Origin of the sequence: Sphingomonas cannabina, from assembly GCF_021391395.1 — a bacterium.
Lineage (GTDB): Bacteria > Pseudomonadota > Alphaproteobacteria > Sphingomonadales > Sphingomonadaceae > Sphingomonas > Sphingomonas cannabina.
On record NZ_CP090059.1, the window covers coordinates 1,178,567 to 1,202,342 of the forward strand.

Here is a 23,776-nt window from a genome sequence, read left to right on the forward strand (position 1 = left end):
GGAAGCCATGGCCGCACGCACGCTTTCCCCAGCCACCGCATTCGGCGTCGGCGCGCTGGGCATTGCGGTCTTCTCCGCCATGGACGCGGTGATGAAGGGGCTGAGCCTCGACATCGGCGCCTACAACGCGCTGCTCTGGCGCAGCTTCGCCGCCATCGTGATCGCCGCCGTGCCTTATCTCATCGGCCGCCCCGCAATGCCCGAGCGCACCGCGATGCGGCTCCACCTGATCCGCGGCGTGGTCAGCGCGGTGATGGCGATCCTGTTCTTCTGGGGCCTCGCGCGCGTGCCGATGGCGCAGGCGATCGCACTTGCCTTCATCGCGCCGCTGATCGCGCTCTTCCTCGCCGCCGTCATCCTCAAGGAGCGGATCGGCCGCGCCTCGGTCGTCGCCAGCGCCATCGCCTTCGCCGGCGTCCTGGCGATCCTTGCCGGCCAGGCCCGCGCCGAGCTCGGCCATGAGGCGTTCCTCGGCGCGATTGCGGTGTTGGGGTCGGCGGTCTGCTATGCCTTCAACATCATCCTGATGCGCGCGCAAAGCCTGGTCGCGGGGCCGGTCGAGGTCGCCTTCTGGCAGAACGTGACCGTCGCCGTGTGCCTCGCGCTGCCCGCGCCGTGGTTCGCTGCGGTGCCGGCGCTGCATCACGCGCCGATGCTGGTGCTGGCCGCCGCGCTTGCCACCGCCTCGCTGCTGCTCCTGTCCTGGGCCTATGCCCATGGCCCGGCGAGCTATCTCGCGCCGACCGAATATACCGCCTTCATCTGGGCGTCGCTGTTCGGCTGGACCGTGTTCGGCGAGACGCTGTCGCCATGGACGGTCGCCGGCGCCGCGCTGATCGTCACCGGCTGCGTCATCGCCGCGCGCAGCCGTCCCCAAATCGAGGAGACCCCTGCATGATCCGTCCCGCCGTGCCCGCGGACGTCCCCACCATCCTCCGCCTCGTCCGCGAGCTCGCCGAATACGAACGCGAGCCCGACGCCGTGGTCGCGACCGAGGCGATGCTGGCCGAGGCGCTGTTCGGCAATCGTCCCGCTGCGGAGGCGGTGATCGCGGAGGTCGACGGCGCCGCCGCCGGCTTCGCGCTCTTCTTCCACAATTTCTCGACCTGGACCGGCCGGCGCGGCATCTATCTCGAGGATCTCTACGTCACGCCCGAGGCGCGCGGGCTGGGGATCGGCAAGGCGCTGCTCCGGCACATCGCCGCCCTTGCGGTCGAGCGCGGCTGCGGCCGGTTCGAATGGGCGGTGCTCGACTGGAACGAGCCGGCGATCCGCTTCTACGACGCCTGCGGGGCGGAGAGCATGGACGAATGGACGGTGCGCCGCGTCTCGGGCGATGCGCTGCTCGCCCTGGCAGGGAGGGACTGATGGCCTGGGTCTGGCTGATTGTCGGCGGCTTCTTCGAGGTCGGCTTCACCACCTGCCTGCGCTACGTCGACGGCTTCCGCAACGTGCCGTGGACGATCGGCTTCCTCGTCTCGGTGGGCCTGTCGATGGGCCTGCTCGAGGTCGCCTCGCGTTCGATCCCGATGGGGACGGCCTATGCGGTATGGGGCGGGATCGGCGCGCTCGGCACGGTGATCGTCGGCATCGTCTGGTTCGGCGAGCCCGCGCACCTTGCCCGCATCGCGCTGATCGTCGCGCTGGTGGCGTGCATCGGCGGGCTCAAGCTGACTGCGCACTGACATGGCGTTCGACGCCAAATGATAGATTGGGGCCTCGCCGATTGGGTCGCCGAAGCGGTCGAGCCGCTCGGCCGCGTCACCCGCAAGCGGCTGTTCGGCGGCGCAGCGCTCTATTGCGACGGCATCGCCTTCGCGATCCTGGCGTTCGATGCGCTGTGGCTGAAGGCGGATGCCGAAACCGACGCCGAATGGGATGCGGTCGGCGCGCCGCGCTTCACGGTCGAGCGCGACGACGGCAAGGTCCAGTCGATGAACTACCGCCGCGCGCCGGACGAGACCTATGACGACGCCGACGAGCTTCGCCGCTGGGCGCGGCTGGCGATCGAGGCCGGGCAGCGCGCGGCGGTGAAGCCGAAGCGGAGAAGCAAATAAATCCTCCCCGGCACGGGGAGGGGGACCAGTCGCAGGCTGGTGGAGGGGGCCCTCGGCTACGGAATCCGTCTTGGCGGGCCCCTCCACCACCGGCCTTCGGCCGGCGGTCCCCCTCCCCGTGCCGGGGAGGAGCTAAGCTGCTGCTAAGCCGCCTTCGCCGCCTTGGCCCGCTCGATCGCCTCGACCACGATCTGCCGTGCCTGTTCGGCGTCGCCCCACTGGCCGACCCGGACCCACTTCTCGGCCTCGAGGTCCTTGTAGTGGGTGAAGAAGTGCTCGATCTGCTGGAACACGATCGAGGGCAGGTCGCCGCGCTCGCCGACGTCCGAATAATAGGGGAAGGTGGTGTCGACCGGCACGCACACCAGCTTCTCGTCGCCGCCATGCTCGTCCTCGAGGTTGAGCACCGCGATCGGCCGCGCGCGCACCACGCAGCCGGGGATGAACGGCGAGCGCGCGATCACCAGCGCGTCGAGCGGATCGCCGTCCGGCGACAGCGTATGCGGCACGAAGCCGTAGTTCGCCGGATAGCGCATCGGCGTGTGGAGGATACGGTCGACGAACAAGGCGCCCGAGGCCTTGTCGAACTCGTATTTCACCGGCTCGCCGCCCGACGGTACTTCGATGATGACGTTGAGGCTGTGCGGCGGGTTGTCGCCCACCGGCACCATGTCGATACGCATGGACTGGTCCTTGTTCGCGAGTGGCCGCCCGGCCCTCGGATTACTCCGGAGACCGGACGGGTTCGCGCGCGCCTTAACGGGCGGTCAGCAGCCGGTCGAGCCCGTTCGTGCCCGTGCCGGTCTTTTCAAGGCGCGGATAGCGCAGTCCGTCGCGATAATCGATCTCGGCGGTGCGATAGCGGCTGCCGTTCTTGACCAGCAGCTTGATCGGCGCCTTGCCGGTCTTGGCGGCGGTGATCGCGGCCTTGAGCTTGTCCTCGGTATAGGCGTCGCCGTCGACCGCGACGATGATGGTGGCGACGTCGAAGCCGGCGTTGAAGGCGGGCGAATCCCACACGACACCGGTGATTTGCCCGTCCTTGCCGACGGTCATGCCGAGCGAGAAGGTGAGGTTGAGCTGCTTGCGGTCCTTCTCCGCTGCCTTCCACATGTCGGTCGGCTGGTCGGTGTAGACCAGGCGATAGCCGTTGTCGGTGAAGCCGGCGAGCGGTGCGCGCTCGTTGATCTTGTTGACGCGCTGGTCGAGGAAGCCCGCCCAGTCATAGGGCTGGATGTCGTTCAGCGTCTTGGCGACGTCGTCGAACGTGTAGGTCAGCTCGCCCCAGTCGCCGTCGTTCATGCCGAAGAAGGCGCGGGCGAAATCGTCCATCGACTTCTTGCCGCCCGACAGCTTGCGCAGCAGCGCGTCGGTCTCCAGCCAGATCAGCAGCCCCTCGTTGTAATAATCTTCGCTGCGCTGCCAGTTGGTCCAGCCCTTGGGCCGGCGCGCGGAGATGATCGGGTCGTTGGTGGTGTCGATCACCGGCCGCCACTTGCGGCCCTGCATATTGTCATAGTTGGCGGCGATGATCGCGAGCTGGTCGAGCGTGTCCTGCTTGCCGACCAGCCCCGATCGCGCCTGCAGGACATAACCCCAGAACTGCGTCTGCCCCTCATAGACCCACAGCAGGCTGTCGCGCATCGGGGTGCGGAAGTCGGGCGTCCACAGGTCCGCGCCGCGGCGGTACTTGCCGTCCCAGCTGTGGGTGAACTCGTGTGGCAGCAGGTTGCGGTCGAGCGCCTTGTCCTTCCACTCCTTGAAATAGCCGAGGTCGACGCCGTTCTCGGAGCTGCGGTGATGCTCCAGGCCGTTGCCGCCCATCTCGTCGCTGATCGACAGCAGGAAGTGGTAATTGTCGTAATGCTGCGCGCCGAACAGCTTCACCGCCTGATCGACCAGCGCCTTGTGCTGGGCGATCATCTCCGGCGTGGCGGCGTCGATCTCCGCCTGGTTGTCGGCGACGACGTCGAGGTGGACGCGGGGGCTGAGCGGCCACGACTTGGCATAGCGCCCGGCGATCGTGGGCGAATCCTGCAGTACGTCATAGGTCGTCTGCTGATAGCTGTAGGTCGACCCGTTCGCCGTCGACGGCAGGCCGGAATAGGCGGTCCAGCCCGCCGGATACTTGACCGTCGCCTGGATGGGGATGCGCCGCGTGTAATAGCCCGCCGGATAGAGGCTCACCGCCTCCCACTGGATGTTGAGCATGTTCGGCGCGACGACGATGCGGCCCTGGTTGGGCGCGGTCGCGGACAGGAACTGGAACGAGACGTCGAGCTGCTTCGCGCCCTCCGGCACGTCGAGGTGGAAGGCGTAGACGTCGACCGGATCGCGCTTCCACGGGATCACCTTCCCGCCCGCGGTGACCTTGAGGCCCGCGAGCTTCTCGATCTGCCCGCGCGGTGCGTGATTGCCCGGCAGCCATTTCGGCATGAGCAGCACGAAATGGCCGGCTTCGGCGACCGGCACCGTCTCCTTGACGCGGTAGATTCCCTGCTCGGTATCGGTCGCGTCGACCTCCAGCCTGATGACGCCGCCCGGATAGTCGACGTCGCGCGCCTCGGGGATGGTGTCGGTGAACGGGGCGGTGGCGACCGGCGCCGAGTTCCTGACCTGGGCGACAGCGGACGGGGCGGCGGAGGCGAGGAGGAGAATCGCGAGCGGACGGAGCATCGAGAAACTTTCATATGAAACGGGATGCGCCGTTTCTTAGAGCAAGCTAGCCATGTTGCAATATCACCTGCCTCACCTCCTCTGGTTGTCACCCCGGCTTTGTGCCGGGGTCCACTGCGCCGCAGGCATTGCAGCTGGAGGTTCGAGCTCTGGATGAGTCGCCCGGTGGACCCCGGCATAAGACCGGGGTGACGATGGTATCGGGGCAAGCGGCGTCCACTCAAAGGTTCACGGCTTGCTTACCATTCCGCGGCTAGAGCGGCGGCCATGTACCACGACGCCACGCTCGCCGCCCGCGCCAAGGCCGATCCGCGGCCCAAGTCGGCGGTCAGCACCGGCGTCGGCCTGGCGGGTCTCGCGGGATTGCTGACCTGGACCGCGATTGCGCTGTATTTCGAAATGCCTGGGCCGCTGTCGGCGCTCACCAACGTGGTCGCTGCCGGCGCCCCCATGGTGCTGTGGTCGATCTTCGTCGACAAGGTCCACCGCAACCCCTCGACCGGCATCGACTGGGACAATCCCCGGCCGCTCAGCGAGACGATCGACGTCAGCCTCGCCAAGATCGCCGGCCTGTGGCTCACCTGGGGCGGCATCGCCTGCGTCTATGCGCTCTCCCGCTTCTATTGGCAGGGCCCTTATGTCTTCTCGATGTGGTGCTTGGCGATGGCGGCGCCGGTGCTGTTCCTTGGCGCGATCCCCTGGGTGATCTGGTCGGACCGCTACCTCAAGCAGCCGCGCGACGGCGCCTGGACGCTCGGCGCCTGGCTGCTCAACCTCGACGAACCCTATGAGCGCGAGGCGATCTACGCCCATCTGCGTGCCTGGGCGGTGAAGGGCTTCTTCCTCGCCTTCATGCTCGCGATCGTACCGGCCGGTTTCGGTGACTTCATCCGTGGCGACACCGCTAACCTCTGGCGCGATCCCGTGGCGCTGGCGCAATGGCTGATCACCTTCATGTTCCTGGTCGACGTCGCCTTTGCGACGGTCGGCTACATCCTCACCTTCCGCGCGCTCGATTCGCACATCCGCAGCGCCACGCCGCTCGCCGCCGGCTGGACCGCGGCGCTGATCTGCTATCCGCCGTTCGTGCTGATGGCCGACGGCGGCCCGCTCGACTATCACCCCGGCACCTCGGACTTTGTCCATTGGCTCTCCGGTCATCCCACGCTGATGGCGATCGTCGCCTTCGTGCTGGTCGGCCTCACCGCCATCTATGCCTGGGCGACGGTGGCGTTCGGTCTGCGCTTCTCCAATCTCACCCACCGCGGCATCCTGACGCACGGGCCCTATGCCTTCAGCCGCCACCCGGCCTATCTCAGCAAGAATCTGTTCTGGCTGATCTCGACCATGCCGATGCTGGCAACGACCGGAAGCTGGGTCGACGCGGTGCGCAACACCGCGCTGATGCTGGGCGTGGCCGGCGTCTACTATTGGCGCGCCAAGACCGAGGAAGCGCATCTCGGTATGGATCCGGCCTACCGCGAATACAGCGAATGGATGGAGCGCAACGCGCCGGTGCCCCGCTTCTTCGCCTGGATCACGGGCCGCAGCAAAACCCCTCTCCCATCGGGAGAGGGAGGGGCCCGCTCGGCATAGCCGAGTGGGAGGGTGACGTGTCACCACCCGGTCACCCTCACCCTTCCGCCGCTACGCGGCTCCCTCCCTCTCCCGATGGGAGAGGGATTTTCAGTAGCTGAGCTCGCCGTACACCCCGCGCACGTCGCCGCCCCAGGCGCCGTGATAATGCTCCAGCAACATCTCGGCCGGCACCTTGCCGGTACGGACGATCTCGCGCAGCGGATCGAGGAATCCGGTCTCGTTCGACCCCGACGCGTCGACCCGCGCCCGCGCCGACAGACCAGCCGTGGCGATGTCGAGCACCTCGCCGGCGATGTCGCGCAGCCTGCCGCCGCCCGGCAGCGGCGCGTCCAGCGCGAGCTTCGGCACGGCATTGCGCAGCGCGTGCCGGTCCTCCATCGACCAATGCTTGACGAGGTCCCACGCCGCGTCGAGCGCGCCCTGGTCGTACAGCAGCCCCACCCACAGCGCCGGCAGCGCGCAGATGCGGTCCCAGGGGCCCCCGTCGGCGCCACGCATCTCGAGGAAGGTCTTGAGCCGCACCTCCGGGAAAGCGGTCGAGAGATGATCCGACCAATCCTCGATCGTCGGCCGCTCGCCCGGTAGCACCTCGAGCTTGCCTTCGAGGAAATCGCGGAAGCTGAGCCCCGCCGCGTCGATGTACTTGCCCTCGCGGTAGACGAAGTACATCGGCACATCGAGCGCATAGTCGGCATAGCGCTCGTAGCCGAAGCCGTCCTCGAACACGAACGGCAGCATCCCCGTCCTCGCCGGATCTGTGTCGGACCAGATATGGCTGCGGTAGGAGAGATAGCCGTTGGGCTTGCCTTCGGTGAACGGCGAGTTGGCGAACAGCGCGGTGCCGAGCGGCTGCAGCGCCAGCGCGACACGGAACTTCTGCGCCATGTCCGCCTCGCTCGCATAGTCGAGGTTGGTCTGGATGGTGCAGGTCCTGAGCATCATGTCGAGGCCGAGGTTGCCGACCCGCGGCATGTGCCTGAGCATGATCGCGTAGCGGCCCTTGGGCATGATCGGCAGCTCGGCACGCGCCTTGTCCGGCCACATGCCGAGTCCGAGGAAGCCGAGCCCGAGCCGGTCGCCGACCGTCTTCACCTGACGCAGGTGCCGCCCGGTCTCGGCGCAGGTTTCATGGAGGTTGTCGAGCGGCGCGCCGGACAGCTCGAACTGACCGGCGGGCTCCAGGCTGATCGAGCCGTCCCTACCGGTCAGCGCGATGACGTTGTCGCCCTCGATCACGGGCTGCCAGCCGAACTCGGTAAGCCCGTTCAACAGGTCGCGGATGCCGCCCGGCTCGTCATAGCTCGGCGCGCGATGGTCGCTGAGGCGGAATACGAACTTCTCGTGCTCCGTCCCGATCCGCCAGTGCGCCTTCGGCTTCTCGCCGCGCGCGAAGAACGCCGTCAGCTGATCCCTGCACTCGATCACGGGCGAGTTGCTGCTCGAAACGGTCTTCGTCGTCATGGCCGGGCATTACTCGGGGGCGAGGGTATGCGCTAGAGGCCGCAGCAGCGCTCATCGCAGGTTCAGCTAGATGGGGTGAAGCTGGACTGCGGACGTTACGGGAGGACGGCAATGCGGCTCGAAGCGATCGCCTTGTGCGCGCTGCTGGTGTCGACCGGGGTATCGGCGCAATCGGTCTACGGTCCGCCACCGCCGGGGGCGCGACTGCCCGGCATCTCGATGGCGACCCAGCCATCGATCGAACGTGAGACGAGCCGGATCCGCAGCGACATCCGCCACGGGCGCGACAGCGGCGCCTTGACGAAAAGGGAGTCGCGCCATCTTCGCCGCGAGGCCGATCAGATCGACACGCTTGCCGGCCGCTATGGCGCCGACGGCCTTTCCGATTCGGAGAGCCGCGAGCTCGACATGCGCGTGCGCGCCTTGCGCGACATCACCAATGCCCAGCGGACCATGGGATCGGGCAGCAAGCGCTAAGGCAGACCGGCCGGGTTCAGGCGGCGGCGCCCCAATCGCCGGCCGCCGCCATCCACAGGCTCACCGCCGCCGCCGCCGCGGTATCGGCGCGCAGGATGCGCGGGCCCAGCCCGATCCCCACTGCATCCGGCAGCGCCCGGATCGCCTCGCGCTCCTCGGGATCGAAGCCGCCTTCGGGCCCGATCAGGATCGCCGCTGGACCGGGCCGGCTCCGCATCGCCTCGACCGCCGGCACGCCGCCGGTCTCGTCGGCGAAGAACAGCGCTCGCGCCGCCGGCCAGTCGCGCAGCAGCGCGGGCAGCTTCACCGGCTCGGCGAGCTCCGGCACCGCGGTGCGCCCGCATTGTTCGGCCGCCTCGATCATGTGCGCGCCCAGGCGCTCCAGGTTGAGCCGGTCCACCACTGTCCGCCGCGTCACCACCGGCACCAGCCGGGCGACGCCGAGCTCGCACGCCTTCTCGGCGACCCAGTCGATCCGACCCTTCTTGAGCGGCGCGGCGCACAGCCACAGGTCCGGCACCGTCTCCGCCTCGCGCAGCCGCTCGCGCACCGTCAGCGTCAGGTCACGCTTGCCGGGGCTCTCCGCCACCGCCAGCCATTCGCCCGAGACGCCGTCGAACAGCTTGACCGGATCGCCGGCCTTCAGCCGCATCACCGACAGGAGGTAATGCGCTTGCGCCCCCTCGACGCGCACGGCGGCGCCTTCGGAGAGCGGCGTCTCGACGAACAGTCGCGGCGTGGACTGCGGCGGCCAGGCGGGGGTGGCGGGCATGGATGCGGCTTAGCGCGCCTCGCAGTGCCGCCGCCAGCCCGATCAGGGCTTTCCTAAAGGGATTTGGTTTGGCAGCAGGACGGGCGATGACCGCCGAGATCGTCCCCGATACGGAGCACCGCGGCCTGGTCGGCGCGCTGCCGCCCGCCTTGCGCAACTTCGCGCTGCTGGCGCGGCTCGACCGGCCGATCGGCTGGTGGCTGCTGTTCTGGCCGGGAGCCTGGGCGGTGGCGCTGGCCGGCGGGGCGGTGGCGCGCTGGGACCTGATCCTGTGGCTGCTCCTCGGCAGCATCGCGATGCGCGGCGCCGGCTGCGTCTACAACGACATCGTCGACCGCGACCTCGACCGCCAGGTGGCGCGCACCGCCGTCCGTCCGCTGGCGAGCGGCGCGGTCTCGCTCAAGGCAGCCTGGGCCTGGCTCGGCCTCCTGTGTCTGATCGGCCTGGTCGTGCTGCTCCAGCTCCACTTGTCCGCGGCGGCGGTCGCGCTCGCCAGCCTCGCGCTGGTCGCCGCCTATCCCTTCATGAAGCGCATCACCTGGTGGCCGCAGGCGTGGCTCGGCCTGGTGTTCAGCTGGGCCGCGCTGGTCGGCTGGGTCGAGGTGGCGGGACGGCTCTCGGCGGGAGGGCTGCTGCTCTACGCCGGCAGCATCGCCTGGGTGATCGGCTACGACACCATCTACGCCCTGCAGGACATGGAGGACGACGCGCTGGTCGGCGTGCGCTCTTCCGCGCGGCGGCTGGGGCGGGCGGTGAAGCCCGGCGTCGCCGGTTTCTACGCGGTCGCGCTGCTGCTCTGGGGCACGGCGATCTGGCAGGTGCGGCCCGATCCGCTGGCGCTGCTCGCGCTGCTGCCGGCGGCGCTGCACTTCGCATGGCAGGTCGCGACATTGGTGCCGGCCGACGGCGCGAACGCGCTCGCCCGCTTCCGGTCGAACCGCAACATCGGCTTCCTGGTGTTCGCCGCCTGCCTCGTGGTCGGAACGGCGCTTTGACCTTCCGCGGCGCACTCCCCAGGGTCCAGACCGATAAACGGCAATGGCCGTGATCGCCCGGAGAGCTTCGCTGGCAAGGAGCGCGGCGCAGACGCGTAGCTGAAGCTACGCGCAAGCAAGCGACGTAGCCAGCGAAGCTCTCCGGGCGACCCCGAAGGGGCGGGCGGATTTTAGCGCATGGCGTCGTCCTTCGTCAGTCACGATGCTACCAGCATCGCTCCCTCCTCACTCCTAGCCCTGCACCAAAATTCGCTCCGTCACGGCCGTTGCCGTTTATCGGTCTGGACCCTAAGTCGCGTCGATGTTGAGTCCCAAGCAAGCCGCCGATCGCGCCGCCCAGGCCGTGGAGCGCGCCCGCGCCGCCGGCGCCGACGCCGCCGATGCCGTCTATGCCGGCGATGTCGCCAGCTCGGTCCAGGTCCGCATGGGCGCGCTCGAGGACGTCAGCCGGTCCGAGAATGCCGAGCTCGGCCTGCGCGTCTTCGTCGGCCAGCGGTCGGCGAGCGTCGCCACCTCCGATCTGTCGGACGACGCGCTCGCCGCGCTGGTCGAGCGTGCGGTGGCGATGGCGCGGCTGGCGCCGGAGGATCCGTGGGCCGGCCTCGCCCCCGCCGACCGGCTGATGAAGGGCACGCCGCCCGATCTCGACCTCGACGACGGCGGCGATCCCGCGCCCGACACGCTCAAGGCGCAGGCGCTGGCGGTGGAGGAGGCGGCCCGCGCCGTCGCCGGCGTCTCGCAGAGCGACGGCGCCGGTGCGTCGGCATCGCGCTCGACGGTGGCGATCGCGACCAGTCACGGCTTCGCCGGCGGCTACCGGGTCAGCGGCTACAGCCTCTCCGCCTCGATGCTGGCGGGCGAGGGCGGGGCGATGCAGCGCGACTGGGCGAGCCATTCGGCGCGCCACGCCGCGCAGCTGGAGGCGCCCGAGCTGGTCGGCACCCGCGCCGGCGAGCGCGCGGTCGCCCGGCTCGATCCCGGCCGGATCGAGAGCGGCGCGATGCCGGTGGTGTTCGATCCCCGCGTCGCCAATGGTCTTGTCGGCCATCTCGTGGGAGCCATCGGCGGCGCCGCGATCGCCCGGCGCACCAGCTTCCTGCTCGACGCGCTCGGCACGCGCGTGTTCGCGCCCGGTGTCGTGATCGAGGACGACCCGCACCGCCCGCGCGGCCTGCGCTCCCGGCCATTCGACGGCGAGGGGCTGCCGGTGTCGCCGACCCGCATCGTCGAGGACGGGATGCTCGAGACCTGGCTGCTCGATTCGGCCTCGGCGCGCCAGCTCGGGCTCGAGCCGACCGGCCATGCCGCGCGCGGCGTCTCCGGCGCGCCGGGCGTGTCGACCAGCAACCTGGCGATGCTGCCGGGCAAGCTGCCGCCCGAGACGCTGATCGGCGAGATCGAGCGCGGCGTCTACGTCATCGAGCTGATCGGCCAGGGCGTAAACGGCGTCACCGGCGACTACAGCCGCGGCGCCTTCGGTTTCCTGATCGAGCAGGGCGAGATCACCCGCCCGGTGGCGGAGTTCACGATCGCCGGCAACCTCAAGGCCATGTTCCTGAACCTCACGCCCGCCAACGACCTCGAATATCGCTACGGCACCAATGCGCCGACGGTGCGGATCGACGGGATGACGATCGCCGGTGGCTGAGCTCGCCGACGCGGTCGCGGCGATCGCCGCCGAGGCGGGCGCGCTCGCGCTCCGGCGGTGGAAGACCGACTTCCGCCGCTGGGAGAAGACGCCGGGCAGCCCGGTGTGCGAGGTCGACCTGGAGGTCGACGCATTGCTCCGCCGCCGGCTGGAGGCACTGCTGCCCGATGCGGCCTGGCTGTCGGAGGAAACCGCGGACGACCGCGAGCGGCTGGCGGCACGGCGGGTGTGGGTGGTCGATCCGATCGACGGCACCCGCGACTATATCCGCGGCCGCCCGGGCTGGGCGGTGTCGGTGGCGCTGGTCGAGGACGGCCAGCCGGTGATCGCCGCGCTCGACGCCCCTGCCCGCAGCGAGACGTGGCGCGCCGAGGCCGGCCAGGGCGCACGCCGCAACGGCGCGGCGATCCGTGCCGCCGACCGCGCGGAGCTCGCCGGCGCCCGCGTGCCCGCCGACAGCCTGCCCAAGGTCGACCGCGACTTGGTGATGGTCGACAAGCCCAATTCGATCGCGCTGCGCATCGCCATGGTCGCCGCCGGCCGGGCCGACCTGCTCGCGACGATCCGCTGGGGCCATGAATGGGACATCGCCGCCGCGGTGCTGATCGCCCGGGAAGCGGGGGCCACCGTCACCGACGCACTCGGCCGTCCGCTCGCCTTCAACACGCCGTCGAGCCAAGCCTTCGGCGTGCTCGCCACCGCGCCCCGCATCCACGCCGCCGCCGTTGACCGCCTTGCCGAACGGGCGAAAGCGGCGGTCGGGAGCTAGCGGCGGTCGCCGTTGCGCCATGGAAGTATGGCCTCCGTCAATCCTCCCCCGCCAGGGGGAGGTGGCAGCCGCAGGCTGACGGAGGGGGAGGACGGCGATCCACCATCGACTCGCTTCCTCCCCCTCCGTCGCACTTCGTGCGCCACCTCCCCCTGGCGGGGGAGGATTTGCATGTCGATCGGGCGTGTTGGCCTCAACCGATCCGGATCGACAGCTCGACATCCTCGCCGAACGGCATCGACAGATATCCGTTCTCGGGCGCACACACATGCGCCAGATAGTCGGGGCTGTAGTCGGCATTGTCGGCGACGATGAACGCGCCGGGCCTGAGGCGGCTCTCCACCAGGGCGAGGATGTCCGGATAGAGCCCCTTGGCACCGTCGAGCAGCAGCAGGTCGATCGTGTCGGGAAGGCCGGTGCTCAGCGTCTGCAGCGCATCGCCTTCCCGGATCTCGACCAGGTCGATCAGCCCGCCCGCCGTCAGGTTCGCCCGCGCCCGCGCCACCTTGGACGGCTCGAACTCGCTGGTGATCAGCCGGCCGCCGCCATTGTCCCTGAGCGCTGCGGCGAGATACAGCGTCGAGAGGCCGAACGACGTCCCGAACTCGACGATCGTCCGCGCGCCGCCGCCCCGCGCCAGCATGTAGAGCAGCAGGCCGGTCTCGCGCGAGACGGCGAGGGGAAGGTCCTTCAGGCGCCCATAGAAATCGAGGTAATCGGTCTTGCTCCGCATCAGCCGCGACCGCTCCTCGTGCGAGAGCTCCGCCACGATTGGATTCGCAGCCGGCGACGTCTCGGCCGCCTCCTCGAACAGGCGATCCAGCAGCGGGGCGAGCGGAGGGATGGTAAGGATAGTCATCGAAGTCTCCAGTCCGGGGAAAGCGCAACCTTGCGCCGGAGCCAAAAATACGAATAATTCGTCAGGTTACCTATTCGCATTCCCCGGACGTCCGATGACCGATCGCCGAACCGCCTCGATCTCCTCGCGAAAACAGCCCAAGCAGGCGCGCTCGACCGAGCTCGTCGCCACGATCCTGGAGGCGGCGGTTCAGGTTCTGGCGAAGGAAGGCGCGCACCGCTTCACCACGGCGCGGGTGGCGGAGAAGGCGGGCGTCAGCGTCGGCTCGCTCTATCAATATTTCCCGAACAAGGCGGCGATCCTCTTCCGCCTCCAGAGCGACGAATGGCGGCAGACGACCGAGCTGCTGCGGCGCATCCTCGAGGATGCCGAACGGCCGCCGTTCGAACGGCTGCGCGCGCTGGTCCATGCCTTCGTCCGCTCGGAGTGCGAGGAAGCGGAGATGCGTGTGGCGCTCGACGACGCCGCCCCGCTCTATCGCGACGCGCCCGAAGCGCGGGAGGCGAAGGCATCGGGCCGAGGCATCGTCAGGGCCTTCATGCAGGAAGCCTTGCCGGAGGCTTCGGACGCGACGCGCGCGCTGGCCGGCGACCTGATCGCGACGACGCTGAGTACGGTGGGGAAGCGGTTCTCGGAAACCCCCCGAACCCCGGCAGAGATCGCGACCTATGCCGAGGCCGTGGCCGACATGTTCTGCGCCTATCTCGAGCAGCTTCAGCGCCGCTGAAGCATGGCCTTCCTTTGGTCGATCCCATGCGCTGCGAGCCGGACCATCTGCCGGCAGAGCGCGGCCGACCATCGCCCGCTCCTTCGCTTGGGGCGCTTCCTGCGTTCGTCAGAACCAGGCCCTGATCCCCAGAACGAGGTCGACACCGCCGGTATCGTCGCCGCGCGCACGGGCGAAATCGGCGGTCCGGCCGAGCCGGCGTTCCCAGGAGACGCCGACATAAGGCGCGAACTCGCGGATGCGTTCGTAGCGCAGGCGCAGGCCGAGCTCGGCGGTCGACAGCCCCGATCCGATCGCATTCTCGGGCACGTCCTGGAAAGCGAAGTCGAGCTCGGCGCGGGGCTGCAGGACCAGGTCCTGGGTGATGCGCTGGTCGTAATAACCCTCGGCCCGCGCCAGCACGTCGCCCTTGTCCGAGAGGAACAGGCTGCCGCCGAGCTCGAACCAGTAAGGCGCAAGACCCTCGACACCAATAACTGCATAGGTGCGCCGCGGACCCGGCCCGAGATCCTGGCGGACGCCGGCCTGCAGGTTCCAATAGGGATCGATGGCGCGGCTGTAGAGCGCCTGCACGTCGGCGCTCTCGACGCGGTCGCCGAAGCGCCCCTCGCCCTCGCTCTTGAGCCGGAAGCGATCGATGTCGCCGCCGATCCAGGCTCCGCCGTCCCAGCGATAGCCGTCGCCGCCCCGGCGCGGCTGGTACTCGGCGATGTCGATCATGACCTGGTGGAAGGTCCCGCCGCCATGCTCGCGGCGCAGGCCGCGCTCGGCGGCCGCCATCGCCTCGGCGCCGTAATAGCGGTCCGCCGCGCGATCGGCCGCCGGAGCGGGGGCCGGAGCGTTGCCCGGCGGCAGGTCCGTGCCCGACGGCGCCCGTTCCTCGGCGAGCATCGCAGGCATGGGATGTCCCTGGTGAGCATCGTGCGCAGCCGGGGTGTCGGGGCCCTGCGTCGACGGCATGGCGTGATCGGCATGGGGGTCCTGCTCCGGCTGGGCGGCAGGCTTCGCGGGCATCTCCATTCCGGGCATGTCGTGGCCCGAATGGTCTTGCGCGCGCGCCGGAGCGGCAAGCGCCAGCGGCGCGAGGGTCAGCAGCAGCGCCCTTCTCATGCCCCCTCTCCCCCGAGCGGACGCACGCGCACGACCTGCATCATTCCGGCATGCATGTGGTAGAGGAGGTGGCAGTGGAACGCCCAGTCGCCGGGCTCCGCCGTCACGTCCCAGCTGACCTTGCCGCCCGGCAGCACGTTGACCGTGTGCTTGCGCGGAGCATGGTCGCCATGCCCGGTGACGAGCTCGAAGAAATGTCCGTGGAGATGGATCGGGTGCGCCATCATCGAATCGTTGACCAGCGTCACGCGCACCCGCTCGCCGGCCCGCATCGCGATCGGGGCCTTCACCTCCGAGAATTTCTCCCCGTCGAACGACCACATGAAGCGCTCCATGTTGCCGGTCAGGTGGATCTCGACCTCGCGCGCCGGTGCCCGCACGTCGGGATTGCGCTCGAGCGCGACGAGGTCGCGGTAGGTGAGCACCCGGTGGCCGACGCCCTCCAGCCCCTGGCCGGGCTCGCCGGTGCGGTCGACCGGCATCGGCGAGATCGTCTGGACGCCGGGCCCCATCCTCACCTGCGGCGCGTTGGCGGGATCGCGCATCGCCATGCTCATCCCGGCCATGGCGGCATCCGGCGCCGATCCCGAATGATCCATGCCCGCCATGTCACCGTGATCCATTCCGGCCATGCCGTCCTGATTCATCGCGCCGTGATCCATCCGGGACATGTCCATGCCCATGTCCTTCATCGTCGCGATCGGGCGCTTGCGCAGCGGCGGAACCTCGGCCGTCATGCCGGGACGCGGGGCGAGCGTCGCGCGCGCCATGCCCGACCGATCCGCCGCCTCGGCGACGAGGGTGTAGGCGCGGTCGTCGGTCGGCGTGACCACGACGTCATAGGTTTCGGCGACCGTGATCTGGAACTCGTCGACCTCGACCGGCCGGACGTTCTGCCCGTCGGCCTGCACCACCGTCATCCGGAGGCCGGGGATGCGCAGGTTGAAGATGGTCATCGCCGAGGCGTTGACGAACCTGAGCCGCACGCGCTCGCCGGGCTTGAACAGCGCGGTCCAGTTGTCCTTCGGCCCATGCCCGTTGACGAGGTAGGTGTAGGTCGACCCGGTCACGTCGGAGATGTCGGTCGGGTCCATCCGCATCGCGCCCCATTCCAGCCGGTCCTCGAGCGGCTGGTCCTTCCCCGCGAGCAGGCCGGACAGCGTCTGGCGCTGCCGGTTGAAATAGCCGGGCTGCTGCTTGAGCTTCATGAAGATCGCATGCGGGTGCAGCTGGCTGTGGTCGGAGAGCACGATCACATGCTGCCGGTCATAGGCGACCGGATCGGGGCCCCTGGGCTCGATCAGGATCGGACCATAATGGCCGAGCTGCTCCTGAAGGCCGGAATGGCTGTGGTACCAATAGGTCCCCGACTGGACGATCGGGAACTCATAGGTGAAGGTCGATCGCGGCCCGATGCCCGGGAAGGAGATGCCCGGCACGCCGTCCATCTGGAACGGCAGGATCAGCCCGTGCCAGTGGACCGAGGTCTCCTCGTCGAGATCGTTGACCACATGGAGCCGCACGTCCTGGCCCTCGCGCAGGCGGATCAGCGGGGCGGGGACCGTGCCGTTGATGCCGATCGCATGGCTCCGGCGGCCGTCGATCGTCATCATCTGGTGTGCGACGCGCAGCGTGATGTCCTCGCCCGAGACTTCCGGAAGCGATGCGGCGATCCCCGGCGCGTTGGTCTGGGCCCAGGCGGGCATCCAGGCGGCCAGCGCCAGTCCGCCGCCCATGCGACCGGCGCCCCGCAAAAGCCGGCGCCGGTCCATCGTCATGTCCATTCCCGTTCCTCCGAGTGCCGGCGACGGCGTCTCTCTTCCAGAGTCCGTCGATACGGTCTGACACAGTGTCAAGGTCAAGCGCCGTCCGGCCATGCGACCGGGTGCTTGACCTTGACATGATGTCAATCCCTAGATCGGCGGGCATCGGAGGAATGCGATGACCCATGCCCACGCCCATGATGCCCATGCCGGCCATTCCTGCTGCAGCGGCGGCGAGCTTGGCGCCGATAAGGACACCGCACCCGAGGCGCCGCCCGGAACGATCTACACCTGCCCGATGCACCCCGAGATCCGCCAGGTCGGCCCCGGCACCTGCCCGATCTGCGGCATGGCGCTGGAGCCGGAGACGGTCACGCTGGACAGCGGTCCCAATCCCGAGCTCGCCGACATGACGCGGCGCTTCTGGATCGGCTTCATGCTGACGCTGCCGGTGTTCGCCCTCGAGATGGGCGGGCACCTGACCGGCCTCACCATGATGCTCGGCCGCCAGACCTCCAACTGGGTCCAGCTCCCGCTCGCCGCGCCGGTGGTGCTCTGGGCCGGCTGGCCGTTCTTCGAGCGCGGCTGGGCGTCGCTCCGGTCGCGCAACCTCAACATGTTCACGCTGATCGCGATGGGCGTCGGTGTCGCCTTCGCCTACAGCCTGGTGGCGGTGCTCGCGCCCGGCATCTTCCCGGCCGCGTTCCGCGACGCGGGCGGTGCGGTGCCCGTCTATTTCGAGGCGGCCGCGGTCATCACCGTGCTGGTGCTGCTCGGCCAGGTCCTCGAGCTGCGCGCCCGCGAGCGCACCTCCGGCGCGATCAAGGCGCTGCTCGGCCTCGCGCCCAGGACGGCGCGGCGCATCCGCGAGGACGGCAGCGACGAGGAGGTCACGCTCGACCGCATCCAGGTCGGCGACCGCCTGCGCGTGCGCCCCGGCGAGAAGGTGCCGGTCGACGGCGAGCTGCTCGAAGGGCGTGTCGCGATCGACGAATCGCTGGTCACCGGCGAATCGATGCCGGTGACCAAGGAGCCCGGCGCCCAGGTGATCGCCGGCTCGCTCAACCAGACCGGTTCGTTCGTGATGCGCGCGGACAAGGTCGGCGCCGACACGCTGCTGTCGCGGATCGTCCGCATGGTCGCCGAGGCACAGCGCAGCCGCGCGCCCATCCAGCGCATGGCCGACCGGGTCTCGGCCTGGTTCGTGCCGGCGGTGATCGCGGTGGCGGCGGTCGCCGCGGTCGCCTGGGCACTGGTCGGCCCCGATCCGCGCCTCGGCCATGCGCTGGTCGCCGCCGTCTCGGTGCTGATCATCGCCTGTCCCTGCGCGCTCGGCCTGGCGACGCCGATGTCGATCATGGTCGGCGTCGGGCGCGGCGCCCACGCCGGCGTGCTGATCAGGAACGCCGAAGCGCTCGAGCGGTTCGAGACGATCGACACGCTGATCGTCGACAAGACCGGGACGCTCACCGAAGGCAAGCCCGCGGTCACCCTGATCCAGCCCGCGCCGGGCGTCGACGAGGCCGAGCTGCTGCGGCTCGCCGCGAGCGTCGAACGCGCGAGCCAGCATCCGCTGGGCGAAGCCGTGGTGCGTGCGGCCACCGACCGCGGACTGGCGCTGGCGGAGGTCCGCGACTTCGACGCGCCGATCGGCCGCGGCGTGACCGGCACCGTCGAAGGCAGGCACCTGCGTCTCGGCGGACCCCGGTTCATGACCGAGCAGGGGATCGACACCGCCTCGCTCGCCGAGGAAGCCGAACGGCTGCGCGGCGACGGCGCAACCGCGATCTTCGTCGCCGTGGACGGCGCGCTTGCCGGCCTGATCGGCATCGCCGACCCGATCAAGCCGAGCACCCCCGACGCCGTGCGGGCGCTCAAGGCCGAGGGCGTGCGCGTCGTGATGCTGACCGGCGACAACCGCACCACGGCCCGGGCGGTGGCGACGCGGATCGGCATCGACGAGGTCGAGGCCGAGGTGCTGCCCGAGGACAAGGCCGCGGTCGTCCGGAGGCTGCGGACCGAAGGCCGCGCCGTGGCGATGGCCGGCGACGGCGTGAACGACGCGCCCGCGCTCGCCGCCGCCGACGTCGGCATCGCGATGGGCACCGGCGCGGACGTCGCGATCGAGAGCGCGGGCGTCACCCTGCTCAAGGGCGACCTCACCGGGCTGGTGCGCGCGCGGCGCCTGTCGCGTGCGGTGATGCGCAACATCCGCCAGAACCTGATCTTCGCCTTCGCCTACAACGCCGCCGGCGTGCCGATCGCCGCCGGCCTGCTCTATCCGCTGACGGGCATGCTGCTGTCGCCCGCAATCGCCGCGCTGGCGATGGCGCTGTCGTCGGTCAGCGTGATCGCCAACGCGCTCCGCCTGCGGCTGGTGCAGCTCTGAGCGCGGGAGTAGAAGCCGCCCCATGAACATCGGCCAGGCAGCGGAAGCGAGCGGCGTCTCGCAGCGGATGATCCGGCATTACGAGAAGATCGGCCTGATCCCGCCGGCGCCGCGCCGGGACAGCGGCTATCGCGACTATTCCGATGCCGACGTGCACCGGCTGCGCTTCATCGCCAATGCCCGCGACCTCGGCTTTCCGATCGAGGAGATCGCGACGCTGCTCGACCTCTGGAACAACCGCGACCGGTCGAGCGCGGAAGTGAAGGCGCTCGCCATCGCGCGGGCCGATGCGCTGAAGCGCAAGGCGGCGGCGATCGAGGCGATGCGCCGCACGCTGGAGGACCTCGCCCGGCGCTGCCACGGCGACGGCCGCCCCGACTGCCCGATCCTGGAGACGCTCGCCGGGGAGTGATCCCGACCGCCGCCCTCGAGACCGTCTAGAGCGGCTGTCAGAAACCTGAGTCGTCATGCCGGACTTGTTCCGGCATCCACCTCTCCACGAAGACTGGCGCTGAGATTCCAGCTCGAATCTCGAAACCGGCGCTTGGCTGCCCGGTGGACCCCGGAACAAGTCCGGGGTGACAAACGATGGATCAGATTTCCGCAATCCGCTCCATTCTCACCCGAGCTTCCGGGCCCGCTCCCAGAAGCGCGCATTCGGCGTCACGCCGAGTCCAGGGCCCTCCGGCAGCAGGAAATAGCCTTCGCGGCAATCGAGCCGGCCATCCATCAGGCTCGCCGAATGGTGGAAGATGCTGTGCTGATACTCGTGCCAGGGCAGGCTCAGCACGGTCGAGGAGGCGTGCAGGCTGGCCGCGGCGAAGATGCCGGCGCCGATCGTCGCGTGGGGGATGACCTTGGCATGATGCGCCTCAGCCAGATGCGCGATCCGCATGAACTGGGTGATGCCGGTATGCCCCATCTCGGGCTGCACGATCGAGACGGCGCGCCGCTCGAGCCGGGCGAGCGCATCATAGCTGGTGCGCCATTCCTCGCCCGCCGCTACCGGGATCGGCGAGCGCGCGGCGATGCTCGCCAGACCGGCCACGTCCTCGGTCTTGCACGGCGCCTCGATGAAGGCGAGGTCGTAGGGCGCGAGCCGCTCCGCCAGCGCGATCGCCTCCGCCGGCGTGTAGATCCAGTGGCAGTCGACCATCAGCGCGACGTCGGGCCCGAGCCCTTCGCGCAGCGCCGCGATCTCGCGCTCGACGCCGTCGTAGCTGACCACTGCGGCGATCTTCACCGCGCGATAGCCCCGGTCGACGAGGCTCTTCGCCAGATCGACCTTCTCCTTGAGCGTCGGCCGCGGCAGCCCCGAGGCATAGGCAGGGATACGGTCGCGATGCCGGCCGCCCAGCAGCTGGTGCAGCGGCAGATCGGTCAACTTGCCCATCAGGTCCCACAGAGCGATGTCCACCGCCGCCATCGCGTCGAGCCAGAAGCCGCCGGTATAGCCGCGCACGCGCATCAGGTCGTAGAGGTCCTCCCAGATCGCCTGGACCTCGAACGGCGAGCGGCCGGCGACGAACGGCGCGATGAGGTCGTCGACCAGCGCGAAGATCGCGCCGGGAGCGACCAGGCCATAGGTCTCGCCCCAGCCTTCCTCGCCCGACTCCAGCGTCACCCGCACCACCGCGGAGCGCATCTCGGTGGGGTAGATCGTCCGGTTGCCGCGGCGGACGACATAGCCGCGCGCGTTGACGCTCTCGCCCGGGCCAAGGCCGCCCAGGTAGGAATCGTCCTGCGGTATCGTGACCGAGAACACGTCGAACGCCTTGATGGCAGGTGCTTCGGTCATGTCGCTCTCCCCTTTTTTCGCTGTCGCGCTGTCAAATTGAGGCTTTATTAGCAACATTCACGTTGTTCAACCAGCTATGTAATCCATCCTCCGTCATTCCCGCGAAAGCGGGAATCCATTGTCGCTGAAGTCGGTGAGTCCCACCATGGCCAGCCAGAATGGATTCCCGCCTTCGCGGGAATGACGAATAGAGAGAGGCGCTTCCCCGTCTTTTAGCAAAGCATGTTGACATTGCGGGGCCGCGCCCGCCACTCCAGCTAGCGCTTCCTAAGCAACGACGGTGACGGCGACGAGAATGACGAGGAGAGCCAATCTGAAGGCGTCGGCCGGCGCGCAGCCGAACCAGAGCCTGATCGACGGGATCACCGTGCTCCAGGCGCTGGCGACCTCGACCGAGCCGGTCGGCTGCCGCGAGCTGGCGCGCCGGGTCGACCTCGAGACGACGCGCGTCAACCGGCTGCTCAAGACGCTGACCTATCTCGGCATCGCCCGCCAGACCAGCGACCGCAAGTACCGCCCCGGCTCCGGTATGACCGTGCTGGCGGCGCAGAGCCTGTTCGCCTCCGGCCTGCTGCGCCGCGCGCTGCCCGCGCTCGAGGAACTGCGCCGGTACGGCCATACGGTGGCGATGGGCGTGCTGTGGCGCGACAACGTCAGCTACCTGTTCCACGCGCCGCCCAACATGCCGGAGACCGACGCGGTCGGCCGCATCGGCCTCTATCCCGCGACGCAAGGCGGGATCGGCATGGCGCTGCTCGCGGCGCAGGACGATCTCGAGATCGAGGAGACCTACGACGGTCACGCCATCCCCGGCTATGCGAGCCTCGCCGATCTGCTCGCCGCGCTGAACCAGGTACGCGCCGCCGGCTATGCGCGCCTCAGGGTCAAGCAGGATTTCGAGCAGCATACGGTGGCGATCACGATCGGCACGCCGGTCCATGCCGCGATCGGCCTGTCGGGCTGGATTCCCGAGGCGGCGATGCCGGAGATGCTCGACGCGCTCCGCCACGCGGCGCGGCGCATCGAGGAGAGCAGCGACGCGCGCGGCGCCGATCATGGGCCGGTGGTGCCGGTGCTGGATTATCGGACGGCGGTTTAAGGCGGGTCGACATTTGAAGCTCTGAACCTTCACCGGCCGCGTTTCCCCACCGTCACCCCGGACTTGTTCCGGGGTCCACCGAGCCTTGCGGGCTGAGCTCAAACCTCTTGTCCGGTCCTTGCCTCCCGGTGGACCCCGGAACAAGTCCGGGGTGACGGTGAAGAGGGTTGGGATGTCAGCCATCCCTCAAATGCCGATCGGACCCATACACCACCGGCCGAACCGGACAGCCCTTCAGCCCGTCATCTCCCTTGCAATGTAGGATTTTGCCTGCTTGGCTCGCCCGGTCCGAGCCGCGCGAGCGCCGGTCCGATCTTTGACCTCGTCGATTTCGTCCATGTCGCCCGGCCGTCGCGTTGGTGTCGCCTCGGTGTCGCGTCCGCGTCGCGCCACTGTCGCGTCCGCGTCGCGTCGGTGTCGCGCCTGTGCCGCGTTGCTGTCGCGTCCTTGGCGCGTTGCCGTTGCGATCCCGTCGCGTCCGCGCAGCGTCAAGACGGGTCGGCTCGCAAACACATGACCTGAGTCAACTTAGTCAACATTTTTGAAGGTCCCGGCACCGGAGTCTTCGCCCGGATCGGGAGCCGTTTCTACCTATGACTTTCGTGACCTTCGACGGTTTTCCGCGGGTTTCCGTCGCCCGTCCTGAAGCCCTGCGAGCGGATCAAGGCCCGCGGAAATGCCCCTCCAGCCGCGCAAGCACACGCGTCAACTCCGCATGATCCCCGGCGTCGAATGCCGGCCCGGGCGCACGGGTGAAGCAGCTTTCGATCACGCCGCGCCGCCGCAGCACTTCCTTGGTCAGCCGCCAGCGGAACACCGCCTGCATCATCAGGATCGGCAGCATCGCCTCATAGAGGTCGCGGACGCGGGCTTCGTCCCCGGCGCGATGCGCGGCGAACAGCGCAACGTGGATCTCCGGCGTCTCGGCGGCGGGCATCGTCCCGATCGCGCCGCGGGTCAGCTCGTCGGTGATGTAGCGCCCGCCCGCGCCGCCGAAGATGCCGGCGAGGTTCGGCGGCCGGTCGCCGAGCAGCGCGCTGATCCGCTGGCCGCACGGCATGTTTTCCTCCTTGACCCATCGGATCGCGTCGGTCGAGCGCACGATCGCGCCGACCTGCTCGGTCGAGAGGCCGAGCCCCATCGGCGACGGGGCGTTCTGCACCATGATCGGCAGGGCGGCCCGTTCCCCCAGCGCGGCGTAGAAATCATGCTGGGCGGCGAGGTCGGCGCCGACCGCCGCCGGCGTCATCACCATCGCCGCGCGCGCGCCGGCTGCGGCGCCGGCGGTCGCCAGCCGCGCGCTCTCCTCGGGATCGGCGGTACTGGCACCGACGATGAAGCCGGCGCGTCCGGCCACCGCCTCGCCGACCACGGCGATCAGCTGCTCGCGCTCCGCCAGCGTTAGCGTGTCGTACTCGCTCGCCAGGCCGGGGAAGACGACCCCGTCGACGCCGGCGGCGACCGCGAAATCGACGACGCGGCGCAGGCCGTCGGGGTCGACCCTGCCGTCGTCATGGAAGATCGTTGGCAACACCGGAAACACGCCGCCGATTTCTTCCGTCATTCTTCCTCCTTGA

Annotated in this window: 22 protein-coding genes; 13 read left to right on the forward strand and 9 right to left on the reverse strand. The window is 69.3% G+C overall.

Features of this window, described 5'->3' with window-relative positions:
• Nucleotides 1-7: 7 nt before the first annotated feature.
• The 4 genes from LZK98_RS05795 to LZK98_RS05810 are packed head-to-tail and all read left to right on the forward strand — an operon-like array spanning nucleotide 8 to nucleotide 2,057.
• A complete protein-coding gene (locus LZK98_RS05795) occupies nucleotides 8-898 on the forward strand; it encodes a DMT family transporter (RefSeq protein ID WP_233785454.1) in 891 nt (296 codons plus the stop codon).
• The gene (locus LZK98_RS05800) at nucleotides 895-1,368 is read left to right on the forward strand and encodes a GNAT family N-acetyltransferase (protein ID WP_233785455.1); all 474 of its coding nucleotides are present in this window, start codon (nucleotides 895-897) and stop codon (nucleotides 1,366-1,368) included. Before LZK98_RS05795 ends, LZK98_RS05800 begins: the two co-directional genes overlap by 4 nt.
• The gene (locus LZK98_RS05805; protein WP_233785456.1) at nucleotides 1,368-1,685 is read left to right on the forward strand and encodes a DMT family transporter; all 318 of its coding nucleotides are present in this window, start codon (nucleotides 1,368-1,370) and stop codon (nucleotides 1,683-1,685) included. Before LZK98_RS05800 ends, LZK98_RS05805 begins: the two co-directional genes overlap by 1 nt.
• 18 nt (nucleotides 1,686-1,703) lie before the next feature.
• The gene (locus tag LZK98_RS05810) at nucleotides 1,704-2,057 is read left to right on the forward strand and encodes a TfoX/Sxy family protein (protein ID WP_233785457.1); all 354 of its coding nucleotides are present in this window, start codon (nucleotides 1,704-1,706) and stop codon (nucleotides 2,055-2,057) included.
• Nucleotides 2,058-2,200: 143 nt separating this feature from the next.
• Here LZK98_RS05810 and ppa read toward each other — a convergent pair whose 3' ends face one another.
• Nucleotides 2,201-2,740, reverse strand: a complete 540-nt coding sequence (ppa, locus tag LZK98_RS05815; RefSeq protein ID WP_233785458.1) for an inorganic diphosphatase — start codon at nucleotides 2,738-2,740, stop codon at nucleotides 2,201-2,203.
• A gap of 73 nt (nucleotides 2,741-2,813) precedes the next feature.
• Nucleotides 2,814-4,733 carry a M61 family metallopeptidase gene (locus LZK98_RS05820; protein WP_233785459.1) on the reverse strand — a complete coding sequence of 640 codons (1,920 nt, stop codon included), beginning with the start codon at nucleotides 4,731-4,733 and terminating at the stop codon, nucleotides 2,814-2,816.
• A 267-nt stretch (nucleotides 4,734-5,000) separates the two neighbouring features.
• Here LZK98_RS05820 and LZK98_RS05825 point away from each other — a divergent pair, with 267 nt between their 5' ends.
• Nucleotides 5,001-6,329, forward strand: coding sequence for a methyltransferase family protein (locus tag LZK98_RS05825; RefSeq protein ID WP_233785460.1), 1,329 nt, complete (start codon nucleotides 5,001-5,003; stop codon nucleotides 6,327-6,329).
• A gap of 90 nt (nucleotides 6,330-6,419) precedes the next feature.
• Here the strand turns inward: LZK98_RS05825 and LZK98_RS05830 are convergent, their stop codons facing one another.
• Nucleotides 6,420-7,793, reverse strand: a complete 1,374-nt coding sequence (locus tag LZK98_RS05830; RefSeq protein WP_233785461.1) for a glutamate--cysteine ligase — start codon at nucleotides 7,791-7,793, stop codon at nucleotides 6,420-6,422.
• 111 nt (nucleotides 7,794-7,904) lie between these two features.
• Between LZK98_RS05830 and LZK98_RS05835 the strand changes: the two genes are divergently transcribed.
• On the forward strand, nucleotides 7,905-8,270 hold the full coding sequence (locus tag LZK98_RS05835; protein ID WP_233785462.1) for a hypothetical protein: 366 nt from the start codon (nucleotides 7,905-7,907) through the stop codon (nucleotides 8,268-8,270).
• A gap of 16 nt (nucleotides 8,271-8,286) precedes the next feature.
• Here the strand turns inward: LZK98_RS05835 and LZK98_RS05840 are convergent, their stop codons facing one another.
• Entirely contained in the window at nucleotides 8,287-9,042 is a 756-nt protein-coding gene (locus LZK98_RS05840) for a 16S rRNA (uracil(1498)-N(3))-methyltransferase (protein ID WP_233785463.1), read from the reverse strand.
• An 86-nt stretch (nucleotides 9,043-9,128) separates the two neighbouring features.
• Between LZK98_RS05840 and ubiA the strand changes: the two genes are divergently transcribed.
• The 3 genes from ubiA (at nucleotide 9,129) to LZK98_RS05855 (ending at nucleotide 12,454) form a co-directional block, all read left to right on the forward strand.
• Nucleotides 9,129-10,037, forward strand: a complete 909-nt coding sequence (gene ubiA / locus LZK98_RS05845) for a 4-hydroxybenzoate octaprenyltransferase (RefSeq protein ID WP_233785464.1) — start codon at nucleotides 9,129-9,131, stop codon at nucleotides 10,035-10,037.
• 301 nt (nucleotides 10,038-10,338) lie between these two features.
• The gene (locus tag LZK98_RS05850; protein WP_233785465.1) at nucleotides 10,339-11,685 is read left to right on the forward strand and encodes a TldD/PmbA family protein; all 1,347 of its coding nucleotides are present in this window, start codon (nucleotides 10,339-10,341) and stop codon (nucleotides 11,683-11,685) included.
• Nucleotides 11,678-12,454 carry a 3'(2'),5'-bisphosphate nucleotidase CysQ gene (locus tag LZK98_RS05855; protein ID WP_233785466.1) on the forward strand — a complete coding sequence of 259 codons (777 nt, stop codon included), beginning with the start codon at nucleotides 11,678-11,680 and terminating at the stop codon, nucleotides 12,452-12,454. The genes LZK98_RS05850 and LZK98_RS05855 overlap by 8 nt, the downstream gene beginning before the upstream one ends.
• A gap of 193 nt (nucleotides 12,455-12,647) precedes the next feature.
• Here LZK98_RS05855 and LZK98_RS05860 read toward each other — a convergent pair whose 3' ends face one another.
• Nucleotides 12,648-13,313: an O-methyltransferase gene (locus tag LZK98_RS05860; protein WP_233785467.1), complete on the reverse strand. Its 666-nt coding sequence runs from the start codon at nucleotides 13,311-13,313 to the stop codon at nucleotides 12,648-12,650.
• Between the two features lie 94 nt (nucleotides 13,314-13,407).
• Here LZK98_RS05860 and LZK98_RS05865 point away from each other — a divergent pair, with 94 nt between their 5' ends.
• On the forward strand, nucleotides 13,408-14,040 hold the full coding sequence (locus LZK98_RS05865) for a TetR family transcriptional regulator (protein ID WP_233785468.1): 633 nt from the start codon (nucleotides 13,408-13,410) through the stop codon (nucleotides 14,038-14,040).
• Nucleotides 14,041-14,148: 108 nt separating this feature from the next.
• On the opposite strand, the gene LZK98_RS05870 is transcribed toward LZK98_RS05865, so the two are convergent.
• Complete coding sequence (locus tag LZK98_RS05870; protein WP_233785469.1) at nucleotides 14,149-15,150, reverse strand: copper resistance protein B; 1,002 nt, start codon at nucleotides 15,148-15,150, stop codon at nucleotides 14,149-14,151.
• On the reverse strand, nucleotides 15,147-16,934 hold the full coding sequence (locus LZK98_RS05875; RefSeq protein WP_233785470.1) for a copper resistance system multicopper oxidase: 1,788 nt from the start codon (nucleotides 16,932-16,934) through the stop codon (nucleotides 15,147-15,149). Before LZK98_RS05875 ends, LZK98_RS05870 begins: the two co-directional genes overlap by 4 nt.
• A gap of 157 nt (nucleotides 16,935-17,091) precedes the next feature.
• Here LZK98_RS05875 and LZK98_RS05880 point away from each other — a divergent pair, with 157 nt between their 5' ends.
• Nucleotides 17,092-19,302 carry a copper-transporting P-type ATPase gene (locus LZK98_RS05880; RefSeq protein WP_233785471.1) on the forward strand — a complete coding sequence of 737 codons (2,211 nt, stop codon included), beginning with the start codon at nucleotides 17,092-17,094 and terminating at the stop codon, nucleotides 19,300-19,302.
• A gap of 22 nt (nucleotides 19,303-19,324) precedes the next feature.
• Nucleotides 19,325-19,714, forward strand: a complete 390-nt coding sequence (gene cueR, locus LZK98_RS05885) for a Cu(I)-responsive transcriptional regulator (RefSeq protein ID WP_233785472.1) — start codon at nucleotides 19,325-19,327, stop codon at nucleotides 19,712-19,714.
• 207 nt (nucleotides 19,715-19,921) lie between these two features.
• Here the strand turns inward: cueR and LZK98_RS05890 are convergent, their stop codons facing one another.
• A complete protein-coding gene (locus tag LZK98_RS05890) occupies nucleotides 19,922-21,100 on the reverse strand; it encodes a mandelate racemase/muconate lactonizing enzyme family protein (protein WP_233785473.1) in 1,179 nt (392 codons plus the stop codon).
• A 295-nt stretch (nucleotides 21,101-21,395) separates the two neighbouring features.
• Here LZK98_RS05890 and LZK98_RS05895 point away from each other — a divergent pair, with 295 nt between their 5' ends.
• Nucleotides 21,396-22,199 (forward strand): IclR family transcriptional regulator, encoded by an 804-nt coding sequence (locus LZK98_RS05895; RefSeq protein ID WP_233785474.1) that lies wholly within the window; start codon nucleotides 21,396-21,398, stop codon nucleotides 22,197-22,199.
• 661 nt (nucleotides 22,200-22,860) lie between these two features.
• On the opposite strand, the gene LZK98_RS05900 is transcribed toward LZK98_RS05895, so the two are convergent.
• Nucleotides 22,861-23,763 (reverse strand): dihydrodipicolinate synthase family protein, encoded by a 903-nt coding sequence (locus LZK98_RS05900; RefSeq protein WP_233785475.1) that lies wholly within the window; start codon nucleotides 23,761-23,763, stop codon nucleotides 22,861-22,863.
• Nucleotides 23,764-23,776: the final 13 nt, after the last annotated feature.

Bases quoted from the DNA above. Each gene is read 5' to 3' on its own strand.
- LZK98_RS05900 (WP_233785475.1), bottom strand. From the start codon at position 23,763: ATGACGGAAGAAATCGGCGGCGTGTTTCCGGTGTTGCCAACGATCTTC.
- LZK98_RS05825 (WP_233785460.1), top strand. From the start codon at position 5,001: ATGTACCACGACGCCACGCTCGCCGCCCGCGCCAAGGCCGATCCGCGG.
- LZK98_RS05880 (WP_233785471.1), top strand. From the start codon at position 17,092: ATGACCCATGCCCACGCCCATGATGCCCATGCCGGCCATTCCTGCTGC.
- LZK98_RS05810 (WP_233785457.1), top strand. From the start codon at position 1,704: ATGATAGATTGGGGCCTCGCCGATTGGGTCGCCGAAGCGGTCGAGCCG.
- cueR (WP_233785472.1), top strand. From the start codon at position 19,325: ATGAACATCGGCCAGGCAGCGGAAGCGAGCGGCGTCTCGCAGCGGATG.
- LZK98_RS05820 (WP_233785459.1), bottom strand. From the start codon at position 4,733: ATGCTCCGTCCGCTCGCGATTCTCCTCCTCGCCTCCGCCGCCCCGTCC.
- LZK98_RS05840 (WP_233785463.1), bottom strand. From the start codon at position 9,042: ATGCCCGCCACCCCCGCCTGGCCGCCGCAGTCCACGCCGCGACTGTTC.
- LZK98_RS05800 (WP_233785455.1), top strand. From the start codon at position 895: ATGATCCGTCCCGCCGTGCCCGCGGACGTCCCCACCATCCTCCGCCTC.
- LZK98_RS05850 (WP_233785465.1), top strand. From the start codon at position 10,339: ATGTTGAGTCCCAAGCAAGCCGCCGATCGCGCCGCCCAGGCCGTGGAG.
- LZK98_RS05865 (WP_233785468.1), top strand. From the start codon at position 13,408: ATGACCGATCGCCGAACCGCCTCGATCTCCTCGCGAAAACAGCCCAAG.
- LZK98_RS05805 (WP_233785456.1), top strand. From the start codon at position 1,368: ATGGCCTGGGTCTGGCTGATTGTCGGCGGCTTCTTCGAGGTCGGCTTC.
- LZK98_RS05895 (WP_233785474.1), top strand. From the start codon at position 21,396: ATGACGAGGAGAGCCAATCTGAAGGCGTCGGCCGGCGCGCAGCCGAAC.
- LZK98_RS05795 (WP_233785454.1), top strand. From the start codon at position 8: ATGGCCGCACGCACGCTTTCCCCAGCCACCGCATTCGGCGTCGGCGCG.
- LZK98_RS05890 (WP_233785473.1), bottom strand. From the start codon at position 21,100: ATGACCGAAGCACCTGCCATCAAGGCGTTCGACGTGTTCTCGGTCACG.
- LZK98_RS05870 (WP_233785469.1), bottom strand. From the start codon at position 15,150: ATGAGAAGGGCGCTGCTGCTGACCCTCGCGCCGCTGGCGCTTGCCGCT.
- ppa (WP_233785458.1), bottom strand. From the start codon at position 2,740: ATGCGTATCGACATGGTGCCGGTGGGCGACAACCCGCCGCACAGCCTC.
- LZK98_RS05860 (WP_233785467.1), bottom strand. From the start codon at position 13,313: ATGACTATCCTTACCATCCCTCCGCTCGCCCCGCTGCTGGATCGCCTG.
- ubiA (WP_233785464.1), top strand. From the start codon at position 9,129: ATGACCGCCGAGATCGTCCCCGATACGGAGCACCGCGGCCTGGTCGGC.
- LZK98_RS05875 (WP_233785470.1), bottom strand. From the start codon at position 16,934: ATGGACATGACGATGGACCGGCGCCGGCTTTTGCGGGGCGCCGGTCGC.
- LZK98_RS05830 (WP_233785461.1), bottom strand. From the start codon at position 7,793: ATGACGACGAAGACCGTTTCGAGCAGCAACTCGCCCGTGATCGAGTGC.
- LZK98_RS05835 (WP_233785462.1), top strand. From the start codon at position 7,905: ATGCGGCTCGAAGCGATCGCCTTGTGCGCGCTGCTGGTGTCGACCGGG.